This window comes from Intrasporangium calvum DSM 43043 (assembly GCF_000184685.1).
Taxonomy (GTDB): domain Bacteria; phylum Actinomycetota; class Actinomycetes; order Actinomycetales; family Dermatophilaceae; genus Intrasporangium; species Intrasporangium calvum.
Window position 1 is genome coordinate 3,353,169 of record NC_014830.1, and the last position, 18,549, is coordinate 3,371,717.

At 70.5% G+C, this 18,549-nt stretch carries 19 protein-coding genes; 10 read left to right on the plus strand and 9 right to left on the minus strand.

Features of this window, described 5'->3' with window-relative positions; all coding sequences use genetic code 11:
* Position 1 precedes the first annotated feature (1 nt).
* Both INTCA_RS15350 and INTCA_RS15355 read right to left on the minus strand, forming a co-directional pair.
* Entirely contained in the window at positions 2-1,291 is a 1,290-nt protein-coding gene (locus INTCA_RS15350; protein WP_013493840.1) for an amino acid ABC transporter substrate-binding protein, read from the minus strand.
* Positions 1,288-2,517, minus strand: a complete 1,230-nt coding sequence (locus INTCA_RS15355) for a CaiB/BaiF CoA transferase family protein (RefSeq protein ID WP_013493841.1) — start codon at positions 2,515-2,517, stop codon at positions 1,288-1,290. The genes INTCA_RS15350 and INTCA_RS15355 overlap by 4 nt, the downstream gene beginning before the upstream one ends.
* Before the next feature lie 145 nt (positions 2,518-2,662).
* Between INTCA_RS15355 and INTCA_RS15360 the strand changes: the two genes are divergently transcribed.
* Together INTCA_RS15360 and INTCA_RS15365 are read left to right on the plus strand one after the other, a co-directional pair.
* The gene (locus INTCA_RS15360) at positions 2,663-3,352 is read left to right on the plus strand and encodes a FadR/GntR family transcriptional regulator (protein ID WP_234423812.1); all 690 of its coding nucleotides are present in this window, start codon (positions 2,663-2,665) and stop codon (positions 3,350-3,352) included.
* 162 nt (positions 3,353-3,514) lie between these two features.
* Positions 3,515-4,456, plus strand: coding sequence for an amidohydrolase family protein (locus INTCA_RS15365; protein ID WP_013493843.1), 942 nt, complete (start codon positions 3,515-3,517; stop codon positions 4,454-4,456).
* A 617-nt stretch (positions 4,457-5,073) separates the two neighbouring features.
* On the opposite strand, the gene INTCA_RS15370 is transcribed toward INTCA_RS15365, so the two are convergent.
* The gene (locus INTCA_RS15370) at positions 5,074-6,156 is read right to left on the minus strand and encodes a glycosyltransferase family 4 protein (protein WP_244859838.1); all 1,083 of its coding nucleotides are present in this window, start codon (positions 6,154-6,156) and stop codon (positions 5,074-5,076) included.
* 212 nt (positions 6,157-6,368) lie between these two features.
* Between INTCA_RS15370 and INTCA_RS15375 the strand changes: the two genes are divergently transcribed.
* From INTCA_RS15375 to INTCA_RS15390, 4 genes are all read left to right on the plus strand, one after another.
* Positions 6,369-7,586 carry a glycosyltransferase gene (locus tag INTCA_RS15375; protein ID WP_013493845.1) on the plus strand — a complete coding sequence of 406 codons (1,218 nt, stop codon included), beginning with the start codon at positions 6,369-6,371 and terminating at the stop codon, positions 7,584-7,586.
* Entirely contained in the window at positions 7,583-8,650 is a 1,068-nt protein-coding gene (locus INTCA_RS15380) for a hypothetical protein (protein ID WP_013493846.1), read from the plus strand. Before INTCA_RS15375 ends, INTCA_RS15380 begins: the two co-directional genes overlap by 4 nt.
* The gene (locus INTCA_RS15385) at positions 8,647-10,149 is read left to right on the plus strand and encodes a glycoside hydrolase family 130 protein (RefSeq protein ID WP_013493847.1); all 1,503 of its coding nucleotides are present in this window, start codon (positions 8,647-8,649) and stop codon (positions 10,147-10,149) included. The genes INTCA_RS15380 and INTCA_RS15385 overlap by 4 nt, the downstream gene beginning before the upstream one ends.
* Positions 10,150-10,220: 71 nt before the next feature.
* Complete coding sequence (locus INTCA_RS15390) at positions 10,221-10,616, plus strand: phosphomannose isomerase type II C-terminal cupin domain (RefSeq protein WP_041307817.1); 396 nt, start codon at positions 10,221-10,223, stop codon at positions 10,614-10,616.
* A gap of 38 nt (positions 10,617-10,654) precedes the next feature.
* On the opposite strand, the gene INTCA_RS15395 is transcribed toward INTCA_RS15390, so the two are convergent.
* From INTCA_RS15395 to INTCA_RS15405, 3 genes are all read right to left on the minus strand, one after another.
* On the minus strand, positions 10,655-11,527 hold the full coding sequence (locus INTCA_RS15395; RefSeq protein WP_013493848.1) for an aminodeoxychorismate lyase: 873 nt from the start codon (positions 11,525-11,527) through the stop codon (positions 10,655-10,657).
* A gap of 175 nt (positions 11,528-11,702) precedes the next feature.
* A complete protein-coding gene (locus INTCA_RS15400; RefSeq protein ID WP_013493849.1) occupies positions 11,703-12,062 on the minus strand; it encodes a DsrE/DsrF/TusD sulfur relay family protein in 360 nt (119 codons plus the stop codon).
* Between the two features lie 49 nt (positions 12,063-12,111).
* Positions 12,112-12,792 carry a PIG-L deacetylase family protein gene (locus INTCA_RS15405; protein WP_148236631.1) on the minus strand — a complete coding sequence of 227 codons (681 nt, stop codon included), beginning with the start codon at positions 12,790-12,792 and terminating at the stop codon, positions 12,112-12,114.
* 246 nt (positions 12,793-13,038) lie between these two features.
* Here INTCA_RS15405 and adhP point away from each other — a divergent pair, with 246 nt between their 5' ends.
* Together adhP and INTCA_RS15415 are read left to right on the plus strand one after the other, a co-directional pair.
* A complete protein-coding gene (gene adhP, locus INTCA_RS15410; protein ID WP_041308879.1) occupies positions 13,039-14,049 on the plus strand; it encodes an alcohol dehydrogenase AdhP in 1,011 nt (336 codons plus the stop codon).
* Positions 14,050-14,174: 125 nt separating this feature from the next.
* Complete coding sequence (locus INTCA_RS15415; protein ID WP_013493852.1) at positions 14,175-14,777, plus strand: hypothetical protein; 603 nt, start codon at positions 14,175-14,177, stop codon at positions 14,775-14,777.
* Positions 14,778-14,801: 24 nt separating this feature from the next.
* On the opposite strand, the gene INTCA_RS18805 is transcribed toward INTCA_RS15415, so the two are convergent.
* From INTCA_RS18805 to INTCA_RS15430, 3 genes are all read right to left on the minus strand, one after another.
* Positions 14,802-15,791, minus strand: a complete 990-nt coding sequence (locus INTCA_RS18805; RefSeq protein WP_013493853.1) for a hypothetical protein — start codon at positions 15,789-15,791, stop codon at positions 14,802-14,804.
* Positions 15,788-16,438, minus strand: coding sequence for an RNA polymerase sigma factor (locus INTCA_RS15425; RefSeq protein WP_013493854.1), 651 nt, complete (start codon positions 16,436-16,438; stop codon positions 15,788-15,790). Before INTCA_RS15425 ends, INTCA_RS18805 begins: the two co-directional genes overlap by 4 nt.
* 283 nt (positions 16,439-16,721) lie before the next feature.
* Entirely contained in the window at positions 16,722-16,916 is a 195-nt protein-coding gene (locus tag INTCA_RS15430) for a CsbD family protein (RefSeq protein ID WP_013493855.1), read from the minus strand.
* A 140-nt stretch (positions 16,917-17,056) separates the two neighbouring features.
* Between INTCA_RS15430 and INTCA_RS15435 the strand changes: the two genes are divergently transcribed.
* Positions 17,057-18,022, plus strand: a complete 966-nt coding sequence (locus tag INTCA_RS15435; protein ID WP_013493856.1) for a cation diffusion facilitator family transporter — start codon at positions 17,057-17,059, stop codon at positions 18,020-18,022.
* Positions 18,019-18,531, plus strand: coding sequence for a methylated-DNA--[protein]-cysteine S-methyltransferase (locus tag INTCA_RS15440; RefSeq protein WP_013493857.1), 513 nt, complete (start codon positions 18,019-18,021; stop codon positions 18,529-18,531). The genes INTCA_RS15435 and INTCA_RS15440 overlap by 4 nt, the downstream gene beginning before the upstream one ends.
* Positions 18,532-18,549: the final 18 nt, after the last annotated feature.

Below are 18,549 nucleotides of genomic sequence, written 5' to 3' on the forward strand. Positions count from 1 at the left end.
GTCAGCCCTTGCAGTCCGGGTTGGGGGCCGCGCCCTTACCAGTGGCTACGTCTTCCGGGAAGATGATCGGGGAGGTGCCGTCCGGGAGGTTCTGCTGGACGACGAACGGGTAGTCAGCCTGGCCGCCCTTGGCAGCGGGGAAGCTCAGCTTGCCGCCGGGGAGGATCGAGTCCATCTCCAGCGAGGAGAGGGCGTCGCGAACCTTGGTCTTGTCGACGGACTTGGCGTTGCCCATGGCGGTGAAGAGCGCCCGTGCCGCCTCGTAGGAGACTGCCTGGTACCACTCGGGGTCAGTGCCGTACTTCTTCTTGAAGCTCTCGACGAACGTCTTGTTCAGACCCGAGTTCCCAAGCTGCTTGTTCCACCAGACGGCCGACAGGATGTAGTTGACACCCTCCTGCCCCAAGGCCTTGCGGGCGTCTGCCTCGGTACCACGTGCGCCGTAGGTCTCGACCTTGTTGCACATGCCTGAGCTGAGGTACTGCCGGTGCATCGTGATGAAGTCCGGCAGGTGGGCGTCGACCATGAAGAGGTCGACGTTCGCGGCCTTCACCTTGTTGAGCACGGCGGAGAAGTCCTTGCCGTCCAGCGCGAACGACTCGTCGACGCTCACCTGGAAGTTGCCGGACGAGGCCTGCGCGAAGTCCTGGATCCCCTTCCGGAAGTCCTTGCCGTGGGAGGTGTTCTCCCACACGATGGCGATCTTCGCCGGCTTCGGCAGCGTGCCCGCCTTCTGCTGCTGGTCGATCCACTGCATCTCGGTGGTGGCGAGGTTCTCCACGGTGGCCAACGTGCCGAACACCCACTTGTAGCCCTTGCTGTAGATGGATGTCGCTGCTCCGCCGCCGTTGACGTAGGGGATCTGGTTCTGCTCGGCCACCGTGCTCTGCGCCTCGACGAGCGAGGTGGAGTAGGTGCCGAGGAACGCGTTGACGTTGTCGGAGGTGATGAGGCGCTGGGCGAGGTTCACGGCCTTGGCCTGGTCGCTGGTGTCATCGAGCAGCTTCAGCTCGACCTTGACCTTCTTGCCACCCAGGTCGATCCCTCCGGCAGCGTTGACCTCGTCCACGGCCAGCTCATAACCCTGCTTGTAGCGACCGCCGGTCTTGGACTCGCTGCCCGTCAGCGGCAGCGTCGAGCCAACGACGATCGTGTCGGGGACCTTCCCGGTGTCCCCACCGCTGGTGCCGGTGTTGGACTGCGAGGGTGCACAGCCCGCGACGACCACAGCGGAGGCGGCGAAGACGGCGACGGCTCGCCACGCGCGTCCTCTCAACAGGTCACTCTTCACGGTGCATTCCTTTCGACTGCGGCGGTGTCATCGTTGACCTCCGCCTGGTGGGGTGAAGACAAGAACTCTTCGTCGGTCGACCGGTGGCGGGCCACCTCGGCCAGCACCTGATCCGTGTGTTGCCCGAGAACGGGCGGTGGCAGGCGAATCGCCACGGGCTGGCCATCGATGCGCCACGGGCCGCCCGCCATGCTCACCTCACCCAGGGTGGGGTGCTCGACGCGCAGCTGAAGTCCTCGCCCCTGCACCTCGTCGTCGGCGAAGACCTCGTCGAGGGTGCGGATCGGGCCGGCGGGGACGCCGGCCACCTCCATTCGTCGCAGGACGTCGGCGCTGTCGAGCCCGGTCAGGACGTCGTTGAGGCGTCCGCGCAGCTCCTCCCGGTTGTCGAGGCGCTGGCGGTTGGTGGCGTACCGAGGCTCCTCGCCGACCTCGGGAATGCCGAGGGCAGCGCACAGCCGCTGGAACTGGAGATCGTTGCCCACGCAGATGTTGAGGCTGCCGTCCTTGGTGTCGAAGGTGCCGTAGGGCGCAATGGTGGCGTGCTGGTTGCCCTCCCGGAGCGGCGCCACACCGGTCGCGAAGTAGCGGGTGGCCTGGTAGGCCAGCATCGAGACGAGCGAGTCGAGCATGGCGACGTCGACGACCCCGCCACGTCCGGTGCGCTCGCGTCGGAGCAGGGCGGCGAGGATCCCGTGGGCGGCGAACATGCCGGCCGAGATGTCCCCGACGGGGACACCGGCCTTGAACGGCGGGCCGTCCTGGTCACCCGTCAGGGTCATCCAGCCCGACATGCCCTGGACGATCTGGTCGTATCCGGCGCGAGGCGGCCCGTCGGCGCCGAAGCCGGAGATGGAGCAGTGGACCAGGAGCGGATGACGGGCGGTCAGGGTCGCGGCGTCGAGCCCGAGGCGCTGCGCGGTCCCGGGGCGCCAGTTCTCGACGAGCACGTCACTACCGGCCACCAGGTCGGCTGCGTGCTCGCGCCCCTCCGGGGAGCGCAGATCGAGCTCGATGCTGCGCTTGTTGCGGTTGACCGACAGGAAGTAGGCGGCGGTGTCGTCGACGAACGGGGGGCCCCAGTGGCGTGAGTCGTCGCCGCGCCCTGGCATCTCGACCTTGACCACGTCCGCGCCGAGGTCGGCGAGCAGCATCGTGCAGTAGGGCCCCGAGAGTGCCTGGGTGAAGTCGGCGACCCGAATGCCGTCAAGGGGTGACGCCTGCACGAGCGGCTCCTTTGCGTTTCGTGAGCCATTGGCTAATTGGCTGAGCCACTTGTGTAATGCTTTTCTTCCGCACCTGTCAACGGCAAGACGACGAGGAGGCGCCCCCGTGGCGCAATCGAGACCTGGCCCCAGCCCCCTTCGCCCGGTGCCCCGACCCCGTCTCTACGAGCAGCTCGTGGGGCGGCTCGTGGCGCACATCGAGGACTCCGGGCTCCAGCCGGGCCAGCGTCTGCCCACCGAGCGAGATCTCGCTCGGCGCCTCGGCGTCAGTCGGGCGTCGGTTGCGCAGGCGGTGGTCGCCCTCGAGGTCCAGGGCGTCGTCAGCGTCCGACACGGCGACGGGATCTACCTCCTGCGCATGGTCGACCGACGGGAGTCGGTGCAGGAGCTGGTGAAACGTCGCCAGCAGCTGCCCGACATTCTGGAGGCCCGTGAGGCGATCGAGGTCAAGATCACCGCGCTCGCGGCCGAACGGCGCACCGAGGCGGATCTCCGCGCCATCGAGGCGGCGCTGGACCTCATGGAGCAGGAGGTCGCCGCGGGTGAGCACGGGTTCGACGGCGACATGGCGTTCCATTCGGCGGTCACGACGGCTGCCCACAACGACGTCCTCGCCGGCCTCATGGAACTGCTGGCGACAGCCATCGCGGAGACCCGGCGCGAATCCCTCTCGCAGCCGGGGCGACCGCCCAAGTCGCTCGCCGGCCATCGCCGCATTGCCGAGGCGATTCGCATGGGAGATCCCAATGCGGCCACGCGGGCGGCTCGTCGACACATCCAGCTGGTCGCCGACGTCGCCCTGCTCAAGTGGGGTGAGGACGGCAACGATCGCTGATCGTCGGGTCTCGACGCGCTGCTCTCCCGGGTGGCCCCGCCAAGAAGGCCGAGCCTGCACCCGACCAACCCGGCTGGCTCGCCCGCGACTCGCCCGCGCCGTGCCGTGCACCGCGATGGGTCCGGGTGGTGGCCTAAGGTGGCCGCTGGGAGGGAGGCGCAGATGAGGGCGGAGGTGGGGCCGCAGACGGACGCGGGCGTCGAGCAGTCAGCCGCGCCGCGCACCGATGCGGACGTCCCGGCCTTCTGGCGTGCCCTCGGCCTCCCGGGTCTGGCGGACATCCACATCCACTTCCTGCCCGAGCGCGTGCTGGACAAGGTCTGGGGCGTGTTCGACACGGCCGAGGAACATTACGGCTATCCGTGGCCGATCCAGTACCGCGCGAGCGAGCCGGAGCGGATCGCCCTGCTGCGCACGATGGGGGTGCGCGGCATACCGTCGCTCTGCTATGCCCACCGCCCGGGGATGGCCCGCTGGCTCAACGAGTGGTGCACCGACTTCGCGGCCCGGGTTCCGGACGCCGTCCACTCGGGCACCTTCTACGCCGAGCCGTCCTGCGGCGACGACGTGCGCGACGCGCTCGACGCCGGCGCCCGGCTCTTCAAGCTGCACGTCCAGGTGGGCCGGCTACGACCGGACGACCCGGTGCTCGATCCGGCGTGGGGACTGCTCGAGGACGCCCAGGCGCCGCTCGTCCTCCACGCGGGTTCGGCGCCCAGGCGGGGCGAGCACACCGGGCCCGAGCCGGTCCGTGAACTGCTGCGCCGGCACCCGCGGCTCGTGCTCGTCATCGCGCACATGGGGATGTCCGAGTACACCGAGTTCGCCGATCTCGCAGCGGCCTACGACGGAGTCCACCTCGACACGACGATGGTGGGCACTGACTTCATGGAGCGCGTCGCGCCATTCCCGCGCGAGGCGCTCGACCAGGTCCGCGACCTCGGCCACAAGGTCGTGCTCGGCACCGACTTCCCCAACATCCCGTACCCCTACGCCCACCAGTTGGAGGTCCTCGCCCGCTGGGACATGGGGGATGATTGGATGCGAGCAGTCCTGTGGGAGAATGGCGCTCGCCTCATGGGCCTGAGCGATCCCCAGGTCTGACACCGGAGCTCGAACCCTCCTCCGCACGTGGTCCAGCGCGGTGTCCGATCGGCCGACAGCGCCACCCGGAGCATCACCTCGATCTCCGGCTCGACTCGCTCGCGAAAGGCGGTCACCAGGTCATCGTCCATCCACTGACGTCCTTCCGTCACGGGCGGGGAACCCGGTGGCGGTCGCAAGACCTTCCCGGACCCGTGAAGAAGTTCGGTCACCGTCGTGGGCCCGAACCCCAGCACCCACGAACCGCAGGTGGGCCCGCTGAGCCAGCTCAGCGGCATACGGCAGCCGTATGCCGCTGGGCTCGGTCGACGAGTCAACGCAGGTCGCGCGGGCGGTTGGGCTCTTGCGTCAGGTACCTGCGGCACGACAGTCCCACCGGCGCGTCCGGTTCGGCGAACGCGTCGACGCCATCGACCAGGATGCTCGGCGATCCGTGGAACTCCGCCTGAGCGCGGTCCCAACAGCTACCGGGTCCGGCAACGCGAGCAGGCCTCCCTCGAGGCCGAGCTCGCCCGCCTCCTCACGTTCAGCGAGCGACTCGACCGCAGACTGCGCGGACGGCCGGATCTGCACGATCCTCGCCGCGCCCACCAGCGGTTGATCGCGCCGGATCACCGTCAGGCCCGGCTCTCGGGCCCGCCCTGCGTGAGGACTCGCTCGAAGACCGTGAGGTGCGCATCGACCATCCGCTCGGCGTCGAATCGGCTGACGGCCTCGGCGCGGCAGGCGCTCCGATCGATGAGATGGAGCCGCGAGACCGCGGCAACCGCCTGGTCGGCGTCGGCCACCAGCCAGCCCGTGACGCCGTCCCGGAGGATCTCCGGCATGGACCCGAGCGGTGTCGCGATGACCGGGGTGCCGGTGGCGAGGGCCTCGACGACGGAGAGCCCGAACGGCTCGGCGAAGCTGATGAGGTGGAGCAGCGCCCGGGCGCCCCCGAGGAGCCGGTCGCGTTCCTCGGGACCCACCGGGCCCACGTACGACATGTCCCGACCGTTGACGTGCGGGGCAACGGCCTCGCGGAAGTAGGCCTCGTCCTGGACGATGCCCGCGATGACGAGGGGGACGCCGCAACGCCGGGCAACCTCCACAGCGAGGTGGGTCCCCTTGTCCGGGTGGATCCGGCCGAGGAACAGCAGGTAGTCGTCAGGTGTCGGGACGAACGTGAATCGGGACAGGTCGATGCCGTGGTGGATCGTGGCGGTGTAGTGCAGGTCGGGGTGGCGGTTGGCGTCACTGATCGCGACGTAGTGGGCGATGTCGTCGTAGGCCCGGTAGGCGGCCACGATCTGCGGGGACGAGAAGCCGTGGATCGTCGTCACCACCGGCGTCGACACGAGCCGGCTGTAGGTGAGGGGCATGAAGTCGAAATGGTTTGCGATCAGATCGAACTCGCTGGCGCGCTCGAAGACGGCAGCGTTGTGCAACGCCTCCCACAGCTTGGCGTCCAGGCGGGAGTCTTCCTCGTAGCCCGTCGGCGCGGTGGGGTGCAGCCGAGCCGAGGTCTCGGAGTCGGCGGAGGCGAACAGCGTCACCTCGTGGCCCCGGGCGACGAAGCCCTCGGTCAGCGTCGAGGCGATCTGTTCCCACGGCCCGTAGCCTCGTGGCGGCAGTCGATGGGCGATGGACGCGATGACGCCGATCTTCACGTGGGTTCCCTGTCGCAGCTCGACGGCAGAGGCACACAGCGTGGTCCGCATCGGTTCGCCGAGCCTACGCCTCGTGGAGCGGCGGGCAGCGGGAACCACGTCGTCCGCCGCCGCCCTCAGGGGCGGCTGCTACCCTCGGACCATCGGTGTGCCTCGGTTGGACGAGGCCCTGTCACTGACGAAGTCGTCGTGATCGAACCCCTCTCGTGCACTCACCGGAGGAGTACCCGCGGCGCAGTTCGCGCGCACTCCCGGCTTCCGTAATGGCCGTCTTCGGCGTCAGCCTGTCGCCGTTGGATCGGGAAGGCACCCACGTGTCGACGTCCTACGGATTTCTCAGCACCTACCCACCGACCCAGTGCGGACTGGCCACGTTCACCTCGGCCCTCGTGTCGAGCCTGCGATCACCGCGTGACGTGGTCGGGATCGTGGACGTCGTCGACGTCGCGAGCTCACGGCGGCCAGCCGAGGTGCGCCACCAGTGGGTCCGCGGCCAGCGCGGGGGCGCAGAGTCGGCTGCCGCCCGGCTCAACGGCTTCGACATCGTCCTCGTCCAGCACGAGTACGGCATCTTCGGCGGACCTGACGGTCAGGACGTGCTCGACGTCGTCCGCGCGGTCACCCGACCGGTCATCACGGTCCTGCACACGGTCCTGAACACGCCGACCTTGCGCCAGAAGGCGATCCTGGACGAGCTCATCCTCCTGTCGGACACGGTCGTGACGATGACGCTGACGGCCAAGGAACGCCTGGTCCACCGCTACCTGGTGGACGGCGCCAAGGTCATGGTCATCCCGCACGGGGCCATCGACACCCGGGTCGGGGACCAGGCCAGCGCCCGGCTGAGCGGCGGTCGGACTGCCGCCCGCGCGGCCGGGGAGGGACCCATCGTCCTCACCTGGGGGCTGTTGGGCGAGGGCAAGGGGATCGAGTGGGGGATCTCGGCCATGGCTCAGCTCCGGGACATTCATCCGGCCCCGAGGTACCACGTCGTCGGGCAGACCCATCCCAAGGTCCTCGAACGCGACGGGGAGGCCTACCGCCACGGGCTCGAGGCCAGGGCGCGCGAGCTCGGGGTCGACGACGTCGTCACCTTCGACGCGCGGTACCTGGCCACGGGAGAGCTGGGCCGCCTCGTGCAGGAGGCCGACGTCATCCTCTTGCCGTACGACTCTCGTGAACAGGTGACCTCGGGCGTCCTGGTGGAGGCCGTGACGGCCGGCAAACCGGTCGTCTCCACTGGCTTCCCCCATGCCGTCGAGCTGCTGTCCAGCGGGGCTGGGCTGCTCGTCGAGCGGCAGAACCCCGCGGCGATCGCCGCTGCCCTGAGGAGGGTGCTCACCGAGCCCGGCCTCGCAGGGAGTCTCGCCGCGGAGGCCGACCGACTCAGCCCCGCGTTGCTCTGGAGTGCCGTGGCGCAGCAGTACCGGGACCTTGCCTCCTCGGCCCTCGACACCGAGTCGGACCGGGTCAGCGCGTGACCCGCCCGGCGGGTTCGGGCCTCTCGTTCAGCCATCTCGGACGCCTCAGTGACGCGACGGGTCTCTTCGAGCACGCAGAGCGCACCGAGCCGAGACTGGAGCACGGGTACTGCGTGGACGACGTGGCTCGTGGGCTGGTCGTCACCGCTCGCGAGCCGGCGCCGGAAGAGGCCACGGCGGCACTGGCCATGACCTACCAGCGTTTCCTGGCCGGCGCCCAGGACCTGGACGGCGGGATGCGGAACCGTCTCGGTGCCAACCTGGTCTGGCAGGACGACGCGGGTGTGGAGGACTGCTGGGGTCGCGCGCTCTGGGGCCTGGGCACCGCAGCTGCCCGCTCATGCTCGCCACGCCTCGCTGCGGAGGCCCTGGCCCTCTTCGAGGTCAGCGCCGCCAGGCGGTCACCGTGGACGCGCGCGATGGCCTTCGCCGCCCTCGGCGCCGCCGAGGTGCTCACGATCCATCTCGCCCACCCGGCGGCCCGCAGCCTGCTGGCTGACGCGGCCGCCATGATCGACCCGGTGGAGTCCGCCGCCACGTCGGCGCCCCCCGAGTGGCCCTGGCCGGAGGAACGGCTGCGCTACGCCAACGCGGTCCTGCCCGAGACCCTGCTCGCCGCGGGAGACCTCCTGGGTGAGCCGCGCTGGGTCGCCCGCGGACTTGCCCTGCTCGAATGGCTCCTCGCCACCGAGACCGCCGGCGGTCACCTGTCGGTCACCCCGGTGGGCGGGTGGGCGCGCGGCGAACCCCGGCCCGCCTTCGACCAGCAGCCCATCGAGGTCGCGGCGCTGGCAGACGCCTGCGCCCGGGCCCACGACCTGACCGGGCACCCTCAGTGGGCCGACGCGACCCTCCAGTGCGCCGCGTGGTTCGAGGGAGCCAACGACGTCGGGATCGCGATGGTGGACCCGGTGAGTGGCGGCGGCTTCGACGGCCTCGAGGCCGACGGCCGCAACGAGAACCAGGGCGCCGAGTCCACCCTCGCCATGCTCTCGACGTTCCAGCGGGCCAGCCGGCTCCGAGTCGGCGACGTCGCGGGACGCGTCCTCGTCCCGATGCCGTGAGCTATCAGGCGGACCTCGTCCGGCGGAGCCCGGTCGTCCTGCGCCCCGACTCGCGGCGGGTCATCGCGCGACCGTTCCTGCCTGGTCACGAGCTGCCGAGCCAAGGGATCTCACGTGCTGACTCGGTCGTGCAGAGGCTCGTCGCCCTGCCCGAGATGGACGTGGAGAAGACGCTGGCCGCCACGCTTGCGGCACACGCGGGGAGACACGCCGACCTCTTGGCCTCCTTCCGGGAGCACTACGAGCTGGTCGCTCACCGCGTCCCCTCCGGTGCGGGCATCTCTTCGGACCGAGCGGACCTCATCGGTGCATATCTCACCCACGAGTACGCCATCGAGGCGGCAGCGCTCTTCAACCCTTCCATCGCCGCACATCCGGACCAGAGCGGCCTCGAGCCGGGCGAGATCAGGTTCATCATGACGGCCCGGGCCGTCGGGGAGGGTCACGTCTCCAGCGTCGAGTTCCGCACGGGGACCCTGGCGGCGCACGACGTCGTTCGGCTCGACGAGGCGCGGACTCACCTCACCACCGGTCGGATGACGCAGAGCCCGATGTCGACCGAGTTCCTGCGAGAGGCGCTGGACGAGGACGGCGACGCGGTCACGGCCCAGAGCGTCCTCGGCCGCCTGCCCGAGCAGTTCACCGCGCCACAGCTGGAGGCCGTCCTCGCATCGAGCGAGCTCGACAGCCCCCGGCGCAGCGGGCCCGACGGACTTCTCGACCGGATCCGCCGGATGGCCGCCAGCACCTATGAGCTCACCTTCCCCACCACGAGCGACCTGTCGGAGCGGGTGATCTTCCCGAGGACCGAAGCGGAGAGCCACGGGATCGAAGATGCCCGCCTGGTGCGGTTCACCGACGACGACGGGAGCATCCGCTACTACGCCACGTACACCGCCTACGACGGGTCCGGCATCGCGCCGCACCTGTTGAGCACCACCGACTTCGAGACCTTCTCGATGCGGCCACAGCTCGGTCTTGCCGCCAAGAACAAGGGGATGGCCCTGTTCCCCCGTCGGATCGGTGGGTCGTACTGGAGCCTGTCACGCTGGGACCGCGAGTCCATCAGTGTGGCCAGCTCGGTTGATGCGCTGCGCTGGGGACAGCCCGTCACGGTGCTGCGGCCCACTCAGCCCTGGGAGCTCATCCAGCTGGGCGGCTGCTCGTCGCCCCTCGAGACGGCCGAGGGGTGGATCGTCATCACCCACGGGGTGGGGCCGATGCGCACCTACGGCCTCGGCGCCGTCCTGCTCGACCTCGACGACCCCACTCTCGTGCTGGGCGCGCTGACCGAACCGCTCATGACCGCAGCACCCGACGAACGCGACGGCTACGTGCCGAACGTCCTCTACTCCTGCGGCGGGCTCATCCGGGACGAGACCATCGTGCTGCCGTACGGGTGCAGCGACTCGTCGATCCGCTTCGCCTTCATCGACCTCCCGGGGCTGCTGTCCAGACTGCTCGCTGACCCCGGCACCGTTCCGGCGTCCGAGCGCTGACGACCTCCCGAGCTCGAACGGCTCACCCCCAGGCACGACCCCCACAGCGCGCACCGACCATCGGAGCCACCATGAAACTGCCCCTTCTACCGAACCCCGCCCGACGCCCGCTCGAGCTCATCTCGAGCTCGGACCGGCCGTGGGGACATTTCGAGCAGTTCGTCCACAACGAGGCGGTCACCGTGAAGATCATCACGGTCGCCCCGCTCCAGCGGCTCTCGCTTCAGAGCCATGTCCAGCGCGATGAGCTCTGGCAGGTCATCGACGGTCCGGCCGACGTCGAGGTGGACGGCGAGTCGACCACGGTACCCACGGGCGGACGGGCCTGGATCCCGCGCGGCTCAACCCACCGTCTCGGGAACTCGGGCGGGGCAGCGGTCCGTGTCCTCGAGATCGCCTTCGGTCACTTCGACGAGGAGGACATCCAGCGGCTCGCCGACGACTACGACCGAGCGGCAGATGCGTGACCGGGTCGCTCGCGACATAGCAGGACTGCTGTCGTCTCTCAGAAGCCGGCGTAACCAGCCACGTCCCCGGCGAGCCCCGGGTCATGGCGAAGCGGGCGACCGTCGAGCTCGGTGACGAGCACCGGCCCCCGGCCCGAGGACACGAGCCAGAGCCCGTCCGAGCGGTAGAGGTCCTCGACGGGGACGAGCGCCCACCGGGCCTCCCGGCCCTCCCGGCGGGCGGCCTCGAAGATCGCCTCGACGGTGACCGACTCGAGGATGCCCGTGTCGCCCGGTGGTGTGCTGAGGAGCACACCGTCGCGGGCGACGAGGAGCCCGGAGGTCGGGCCGTCGAGCGCATATCCGTCCGTGGTCGTGAAGATGACGTCGTCCGCCCCGCGGCGCCGCGCCTCGCGCTGGGCGGCGACGTTGACGACGTAGGAGAGCGTCTTGACGCCGCCGAGGAGCCACGGGGCCTCCCGGAACGCGTCCGCGGGGTGACCTCGTGTCAGGGTCACCGCGGTGATCGTCCGGGGAGGCCCGGCCTCACCCGTGCCGAGGTCGCGGAGGTGCGTGACGCTGACGTAGGCCGTGGGTCCGGCCGGGCGCCACTCTCGACCGCGGGTCAGCACCAGCTTGAGGACCGCTTCTCCGGGCGTCGACCAGGTGTCGAGGGCGCACGCGGCGAGGTCGCGCCACGCCGAGCGAGGGGGGTTGTCCAGATCCAGGGCCCGCGCCGACCGTTCGAGGCGGTCGAGGTGCCCCTCCAGGTCGACGGCCGCAGCGTTGCCGGCCCGGTCGGTGCGGACCAGCGTCGAGTCGAAGCAGCCGTCGCCGCGGGTCAGTCCCAGGTCGTCGGCGGTGATGACCCGCTCGTCGGCGTCGACGAGGCCGCGGCCGAGCACGGCGACGACGTGCGACCCCTCACTCATGGCCTCAGCCTCGCACGCAGGTTGGGCTCCTCGCCGCACGGGGGTACCTCCTGACCTGACTGCAGGAGGAGGCGCCAATGGAGGTGCGGTCGACGAGCTGGGGATCACCGGCCACTGGCCGGGGCAGAAGGTCCGCGCGGAGGGGGCTCGAACGGGCTCCTGACAACCGGGATCCTCAGAAGGTGAGGACCTGGTCGGCTTCCACCGTCCAAGCCGCGAGCTCGTCCATGGTCGAGCGCCGCGCCTCCTCGACGAGGTGCTCCTCGGTGAGGCCACGGGCGTCGAGGCAGGTTCCGCAGCAGGCGATCTCGCCACCGTGGCGGGCGAAGCCGCGGAGCATCCGGTCGAGCGAGTAGTACCCGTCGGGCGTCTTCTGTCCGGCGATCGCACAGGTGACGGCGTCACCCATGAGGAAGACACGCGGGGTGGCGTCGTCACGCCGGCTCAGCGCCCCGGCCAGGCGCACGGCGTTGAAGGTCTCGTCGGCTCCGTAGGCGGGCCCGTTGATGATGATCAGGATGTTCTTGCCGGCCATGTGGCTCCCTCGGCTGGTTGGGGCCCCCGCGGGGGGCGGGGGCGGGTGGTCATCGTTCGTCCGTCCGGCGCAGCCACCGCAGGTGCTCGTGCTCTCCGAGCAGCTCGATGCGGCGCCACATGACGCTTCCGGGCACCGCCTGGCTCGAGTGGCACGCGACCGCCTCGAGCTGCCGGGTGCGATCCACGGGGACGACGAGGTCGACCTGGGGTTCCGGGTAGCCGTCGAAGGGCGCGCCGTGCTCCTCGCGCAGCCGGAGCGCGACCTGCTCCGGGACGGTCCAGCCGAGGACCGGCAGGTCGAGCTGGTCGGCGGCGCGGACCGCGGCGGCCGTGGCCCGACCGTGGTCAGGGTGGCCGGTGACGCCGTTGAGGTCGAACCCGACGAGGCCGTCGGCCCGCACCCGCTGCGCGGCGCGGGACACGTGGTCGGCCAGCTGGTCGAGCTCGATGTCGGTGAGCCGCCCGTCGGGGAAGGTGAGCAGCTCGACGTCGTCGAGCCCGAGGACGTCGGCCGCGGCGGCGAGCTCCGCGGCGCGCAGCTCGAGCAGGTCACCGGCCACGCCGTGGAGCGTCGACGCCTCACCCCGCGTCAGGCAGAGGACCGACACCCGGGCCCCGCCCTCCGCGAAGGCGGCGAGCACGGCGCCGAGGGCGAACGACTCGTCGTCGGGATGCGCCACGACGGCGAGCACCGAGCCCCATCTCGGCAGCGCGCTCACCCTCGTCACAGGGCGACAGTATGGCAATCCATGGATAGATGGAATGTGATCCCCCTCGCACCGCTGGGAGGGAGGTGGGGCACCCGAGCGAGCCCAGCGGCATACGGCTGCCGTATGCCGCTCAGCTCGCTCCCGAGGACACCTGACCTCCAGTGGGCGGCGGGCGCCCACTGCAACGTCGATGCAACGTTGCCCGCCCTACGGTGACGCCACCCACCACGACAACGACGTCCAAGGAAGCACACCATGGGAACGATGCAAGCAGCCGTGGTCCACGCGTTCGGCGAGGACCTGTCCATCGACACCGTCACGATCCCGACACCCGGCCCGGGACAAGCCCTCGTGAAGCTGGTCACCAGCGGTGTCTGTCACACCGACCTCCATGCGGCACAGGGTGACTGGCCGGTCAAGCCGAACCCGCCGTTCATCCCCGGCCACGAGGGCGTCGGCGAGGTCGTAGCCCTCGGCGACGGCGTCACCAACCTGCACGTCGGCCAGCTCGTCGGCAACGCCTGGCTGTTCAGCGCGTGCGGCGAGTGCGAGTACTGCAACACCGGCTGGGAGACGCTCTGCGAGAAGCAGCAGAACGGCGGCTACAGCATCGACGGCTCCTTCGGGCAGTACATGCTCGTCGACGCCCGGTACGCCGCGATCATCCCCGAGGGCGCCGACCCCGTCGAGGTCGCACCGGTCCTCTGTGCCGGCGTCACCGTGTACAAGGGCCTCAAGATGACCGAGACGAAGCCCGGCCAGTGGGTCGTCATCTCCGGCATCGGCGGCCTTGGCCACGTCGCGGTCCAGTACGCGCGCGCGATGGGGATGCGCGTCGCGGCCGTCGACATCGCCGACGACAAGCTCGCGCTCGCCAAGCAGCACGGCGCGGAGGTCGTCGTCAACGCCCTCGAGGGCGACCCGGGCGAGGCGATCCTCGCCCAGACCGGCGGCGCGCACGGTGTCCTCGTCACCGCGGTCCACCCCTCGGCGTTCGGCCAGGCCATCCACATGACCCGGCGCGGCGGGACCATCGTCTTCAACGGCCTGCCGGCCGGTGACTTCCCCGCGTCGATCTTCGAGATCGTGCTCAAGGGGCTGACGGTGCGCGGCTCGATCGTCGGCACCCGGCAGGACATGACCGAGGCCCTCGACTTCTACGCCCGCGGCCTGATCCACCCGACCGTCGCGACGCGCGAGCTCGGCGACATCAACGCCGTCTTCGACGAGATGAAGCACGGCAAGATCGACGGTCGGGTCGTCATCCAGTACTGACTGGTCGACTCCTGACCGACCTGACGGCGGACGGGCCGGCCCGGTGGAAAACCGGGTCGGCCTGTCGGCGGTGGTCGGTAACGTGGCGCGTGCGCAGTTGACGCCACCATCGACAGGGGAAGCCGATGTCCATCCGCACACGCCTCACCAGCACCACCACCGTCCTCGCAGCGCTGCTGCTCCTCGGGAGCACCGCAGCCGGGGCGGTCCCGGACCGGCCGACCGGTCCGCAGCGCGAGATCGACGCCTACCTGCGGGGGCACCCGGGCGGCGTCCAGGTCAGCGACAATGCGGTCGCCTACCGCGACGGGGACGTCGTCGTCGTCTTCCCGGACCCGGGCGAGCCGCGCGCACCCGAGGGGCTGGGTGCCAACGTCCGCTCCGTGGCCCTGGCCACCGAGCTCGCGGACGACCTGCAGGCGGCGGCCGCCAGCTATGCGGGCTGCCCCTACGGCGCATCCGACCGGTGGTACTGCTTCTACACCGACTCCGGCTTCGGTGGGCGGCGGCTCCAGTTCCTCAACACGTGCAGCGACTACGCGTCCGACTGGGGGTTCAACAACGCGACCTCGTCGTGGGTCAACACCAACCCGGACAGTCGCATCGTCGCCTGGGACTACCGCGGTGGCACGGCGCTCTGGGTCGAGGACCAGGGGATCTCCTCGGACGGCTGGGTCGGCTCCGGGGACAACGACCGGATGTCCTACTGGTCGCGGAGCAACTGCTAGGCGCCGGCAGCGCGCCTGTGACCGTCAGCGGAAGACGACGTAGGAGATCACCGCCGGCACCTCGACGGCGAGGCGACCGGCCCGCTCGGTGAGGACCTGCTCCGACGCCAGCAGCCGGCCGGTCACCGGGTCGACGATGAGGACGTAGCGCGTCGGCAGACCGGTGAGGTCGGAGTCGACGGCGAACCCCTGGCCCACCCGACCGTCGCGGTCGGTCAACCGGCCGAGGGAGCGCACGTCGTCGGGCTCGCCCAGCAGGCGTAGCAGGGCCGCGCGGGACGCGGGGCCCGGCGTCTGCTCCTTGGCGAGATCCGTGACAGCGACGAAGAGCTCGGCCGTGCCCAGGCGGTCGATCGGGTGGGCGGCAGCGAGCTGGTCCCGGAGGCGGGCCGGGTCCTCGGCCAGCCCCTGGGGGAAGATCCGGGGTGCCCGACCCGCGGCGAAGGTCTCGTCGGACTCCACCTCTCCGGGCGCCGGCAGGTCGGCGGCGTGCAGGTCGCCGGCGACCGGGCGCCCGTAGACGGCGACTCGGTGCCACGAACCGTCGCCGGCGACGTCGAGGCTCACCTCGAGCGGCACGACCGCAGACCGGACCGGCTCCGCGCCGTGGACCCGAGTCGTCAGATCCCACGCCGCGTAGCGGCTCCCGACGCGCCCCCTCGTGGTCGAGCGCTCGGCCGCGGCGGCGAGCCGGTCGAGCTCCCCCGCCACCGCACGGCCGGAGACGCCCGAGGCGAGCTCACCGGCGAGCAGCGGCGGTGTGGTCGCGAAGGCCGGCGACGCGGTGCGCCAGGGCAGCCACGGCAGGCCGATGACGAGGAAGAGCGCGATGACGCTGGCCACCCCGATGACGGCCAGTCGGCGGCCATGCGCGTGGTGGGGCCGGGGCGCCGGCGGAGCCGACTCCCTCGACAGGGTGAGGATCCTCTCGAGGTCCGCTGCTGCCCTCGCCGGGTCCTGCGCCGCGAGCGGGTCCGGGACCGGGTTGAGGTCCCTCAGTGCCTGCTCGATCATGGTCGACCACCCCTTTCCCGACGGGCCCCGGGGAGCGTTCCCCGGCCCGTCGTCGACCGTTCCCTTCCCGGGCCCGAGCCCGGTGCGGTGCCCGAGCCCTGGCTCGGGGCACTGGTCGAACCCCCACGCGAGGCGCCGGCGCGGGCCACAGCTCGCCGAAGACGCTGGCGAGCGCGGTGTAGCCGCACCCCAGCAGCGGCCACACTGCACTCCAGCGCCTCGGCGAGCTGTGCGAGGGGCAAGCCCTCCCACGCCATCAGGAGAAGGAGCTCCTGGTCGGACTCGCTGAGTGTCGTCAGCGCTTCCGCCACCCGTTTGAGCTCAGCGCGGTCGATGGCTCGCGCGGAAGGGTCTGCCTCCCGTGCTGCCAACGCCTCCTCGATGATCTCGAGCGGATCCGGGACGGTGGCCCGGTTCGTCGCCATGACGACGTTCCGGGCCACCCCGAAGAGCCATCCCCCGATGGGACTCGGTATGTCATCGAGGCGCCGCCAGGCCACCGTGAAGACGTCTGCCGTCACGTCGTCTGCCAGACCTCGATCCCGCAGGCGACGAGCCACGTACGCATGGATCGGTGCGTAGTTGCTCTGGTAGATCAGCGCGAACCGTTGCTGGTCCGACGCGTCACCACCCGTCGCCATGTCCATCTGTGTCCGTTCACGCGAAGTCCTTACACCCCTGAGGACAAAAGATTCTGGCGTATGCCGCTGGGCTGGCTTCCCGGGGCCCGCGGGCTCCGAGCCGTCCCCCGCTCCCAGACGCAACACACCCGCTTACCGAGTGGTGGTGCCGCCTGCAACAGGGGCATGCACTCGGTAAGCGGGTGTGTTGCGGGGGATGTGGTGGGCCAGGCCCCCTCCACGAAGCCTGACCCACCAGTCTGTGTCCGCCGCCGCCCCCCGTGGGGCAGTCTCGGCGGAGGGTCGAACCTCAGCCGCGGAAGGCGTCCTTCACGTCCTCGCCGGCGTCCTTCAGCTGCTCGCCGCGCTGCTTCAGGTCTGCTTCGGCCTGGTCGCGCTGGCCCTCAGCCTCGAGACGCTCGTTGTCGGTGAGGTCACCGACGGCCTCCTTGGCCTTGCCGCCCATGTCCTCGGCCATGTTCTTGGCCTTGTCAGTCGCACCCATGGTCCGCTCCTTCTGTTGCGGGAACTCGGTCCCCCACCTCGTACCCACTGGCTCGCACCTGACGCACCTGCTCCGACCAGTGCCAGCTCCTCCGCTGACACGGCCGCGTGAGTGCCAGGCGCCTTTGGCAGACTGGTGCGGTGCCCCTCGAGACCCGGAACCTGAGCCGCTTTGCCTGGTTGTCCATCGCGGCAGCCATCGTGACGATCACGCTCAAGACGGTCGCGTGGCAGATCACCGGGTCGGTGGGTCTCCTGTCCGACGCGGCCGAGTCTGTCGTCAACCTCGTCGCCGCCGTCGCCGTCCTCATCGCCCTGCGGGTGGCGGCGATGCCGGCGGACAAGAACCACCACTTCGGGCACACCAAGGCCGAGTACTTCTCGGCTGCCCTCGAGGGCCTGATGATCTTCGTGGCCGCCATGATCATCCTCGCCACCTCGGTCGAGCGCTTCCTCAACCCGCGCCCGATCGAGAACGTCGGCATCGGCCTCGCCGTCTCCGCCGTCGCCTCGGTGGTCAACGGGGTCGTGGCCTTCATCCTCGTCCGGGCCGGCCGCCGCTACCGGTCACTGACGCTGACCGCGGACGGCAAGCACCTCTACACCGACGTCTGGACATCGGCCGGAGTCATTGTCGGGGTCGTCATCGTCGCGTTCACCGGCATCGAGCGGCTCGACCCCGTCGTCGCCTTCCTCGTCGGGCTCAACATCATCTGGACCGGCTGGAAGCTGCTCCGTGAGTCCACCGAGGGCCTGATGGACGTCGCCCTGAGCAAGGAGGACAACACGTCGATCGCCGACATCCTCGCCGGGTTCGTCACCAAGGAGGTCCACTTCCACGCCCTGCGGACCCGGGTGTCCGGGCACCACCGGTTCGCGGAGGTCCACGTCCTCGTCCCGGGCGGCTGGTCGGTGCAACAGGGTCACGACCTCGTGGAGGAGGTCGAGGCGGCGCTGCACGCGCAGTTCGCGGACCTGGCGATCACCTGCCACCTCGAGCCGTCGGAGGATCCTCGCGCCTACGGCGACTACACGACGGAGTTCCCCGTCCCGACCCACGAGGACCTGCTCCGTCGTGGACACCCGGCTGGGCCGTCCGGTCCATGAGCCCGCGGCACGTCGTCCTGCCGTCGCCGGTCGGCGTTCTCACCGTGGTGGCCGGCGGGGGGGCGATCACCCACCTGCTCATGGACGCCGCGAAGTACCGTCCCGCCGACCCGGAGGTGTTCGGACCGGAAGCATCCCCCGATGAGGCACCGTTCGCGGAGACCGCGAGCCAGCTCGAGGCCTACTTCGCCGGTGAGCTGCGCGAGTTCGACCTGCCGCTGGCCCCGCGCGGGGACGACTTCCACCAGCGCGTCTGGGCGCTGCTGCGGGCGATCCCGTACGGCGAGACCCGGACCTACGGGGACCTGGCCCGGGCCCTCGGCGACCGCAACCTGGCCCAGGCCGTGGGCACCGCCAACGGTCGCAACCCGATCGCCATCGTCGTGCCGTGCCACCGGGTCATCGGCAGTGACGGGTCGCTCGTCGGCTATGCCGGTGGTCTCGACCGCAAACGGTTCCTGCTCGCGCTCGAGGAGCCGCCCGCGGGCGACGTCGGACGGCTCTTCTGACGAGGGTCCGTATGCCGT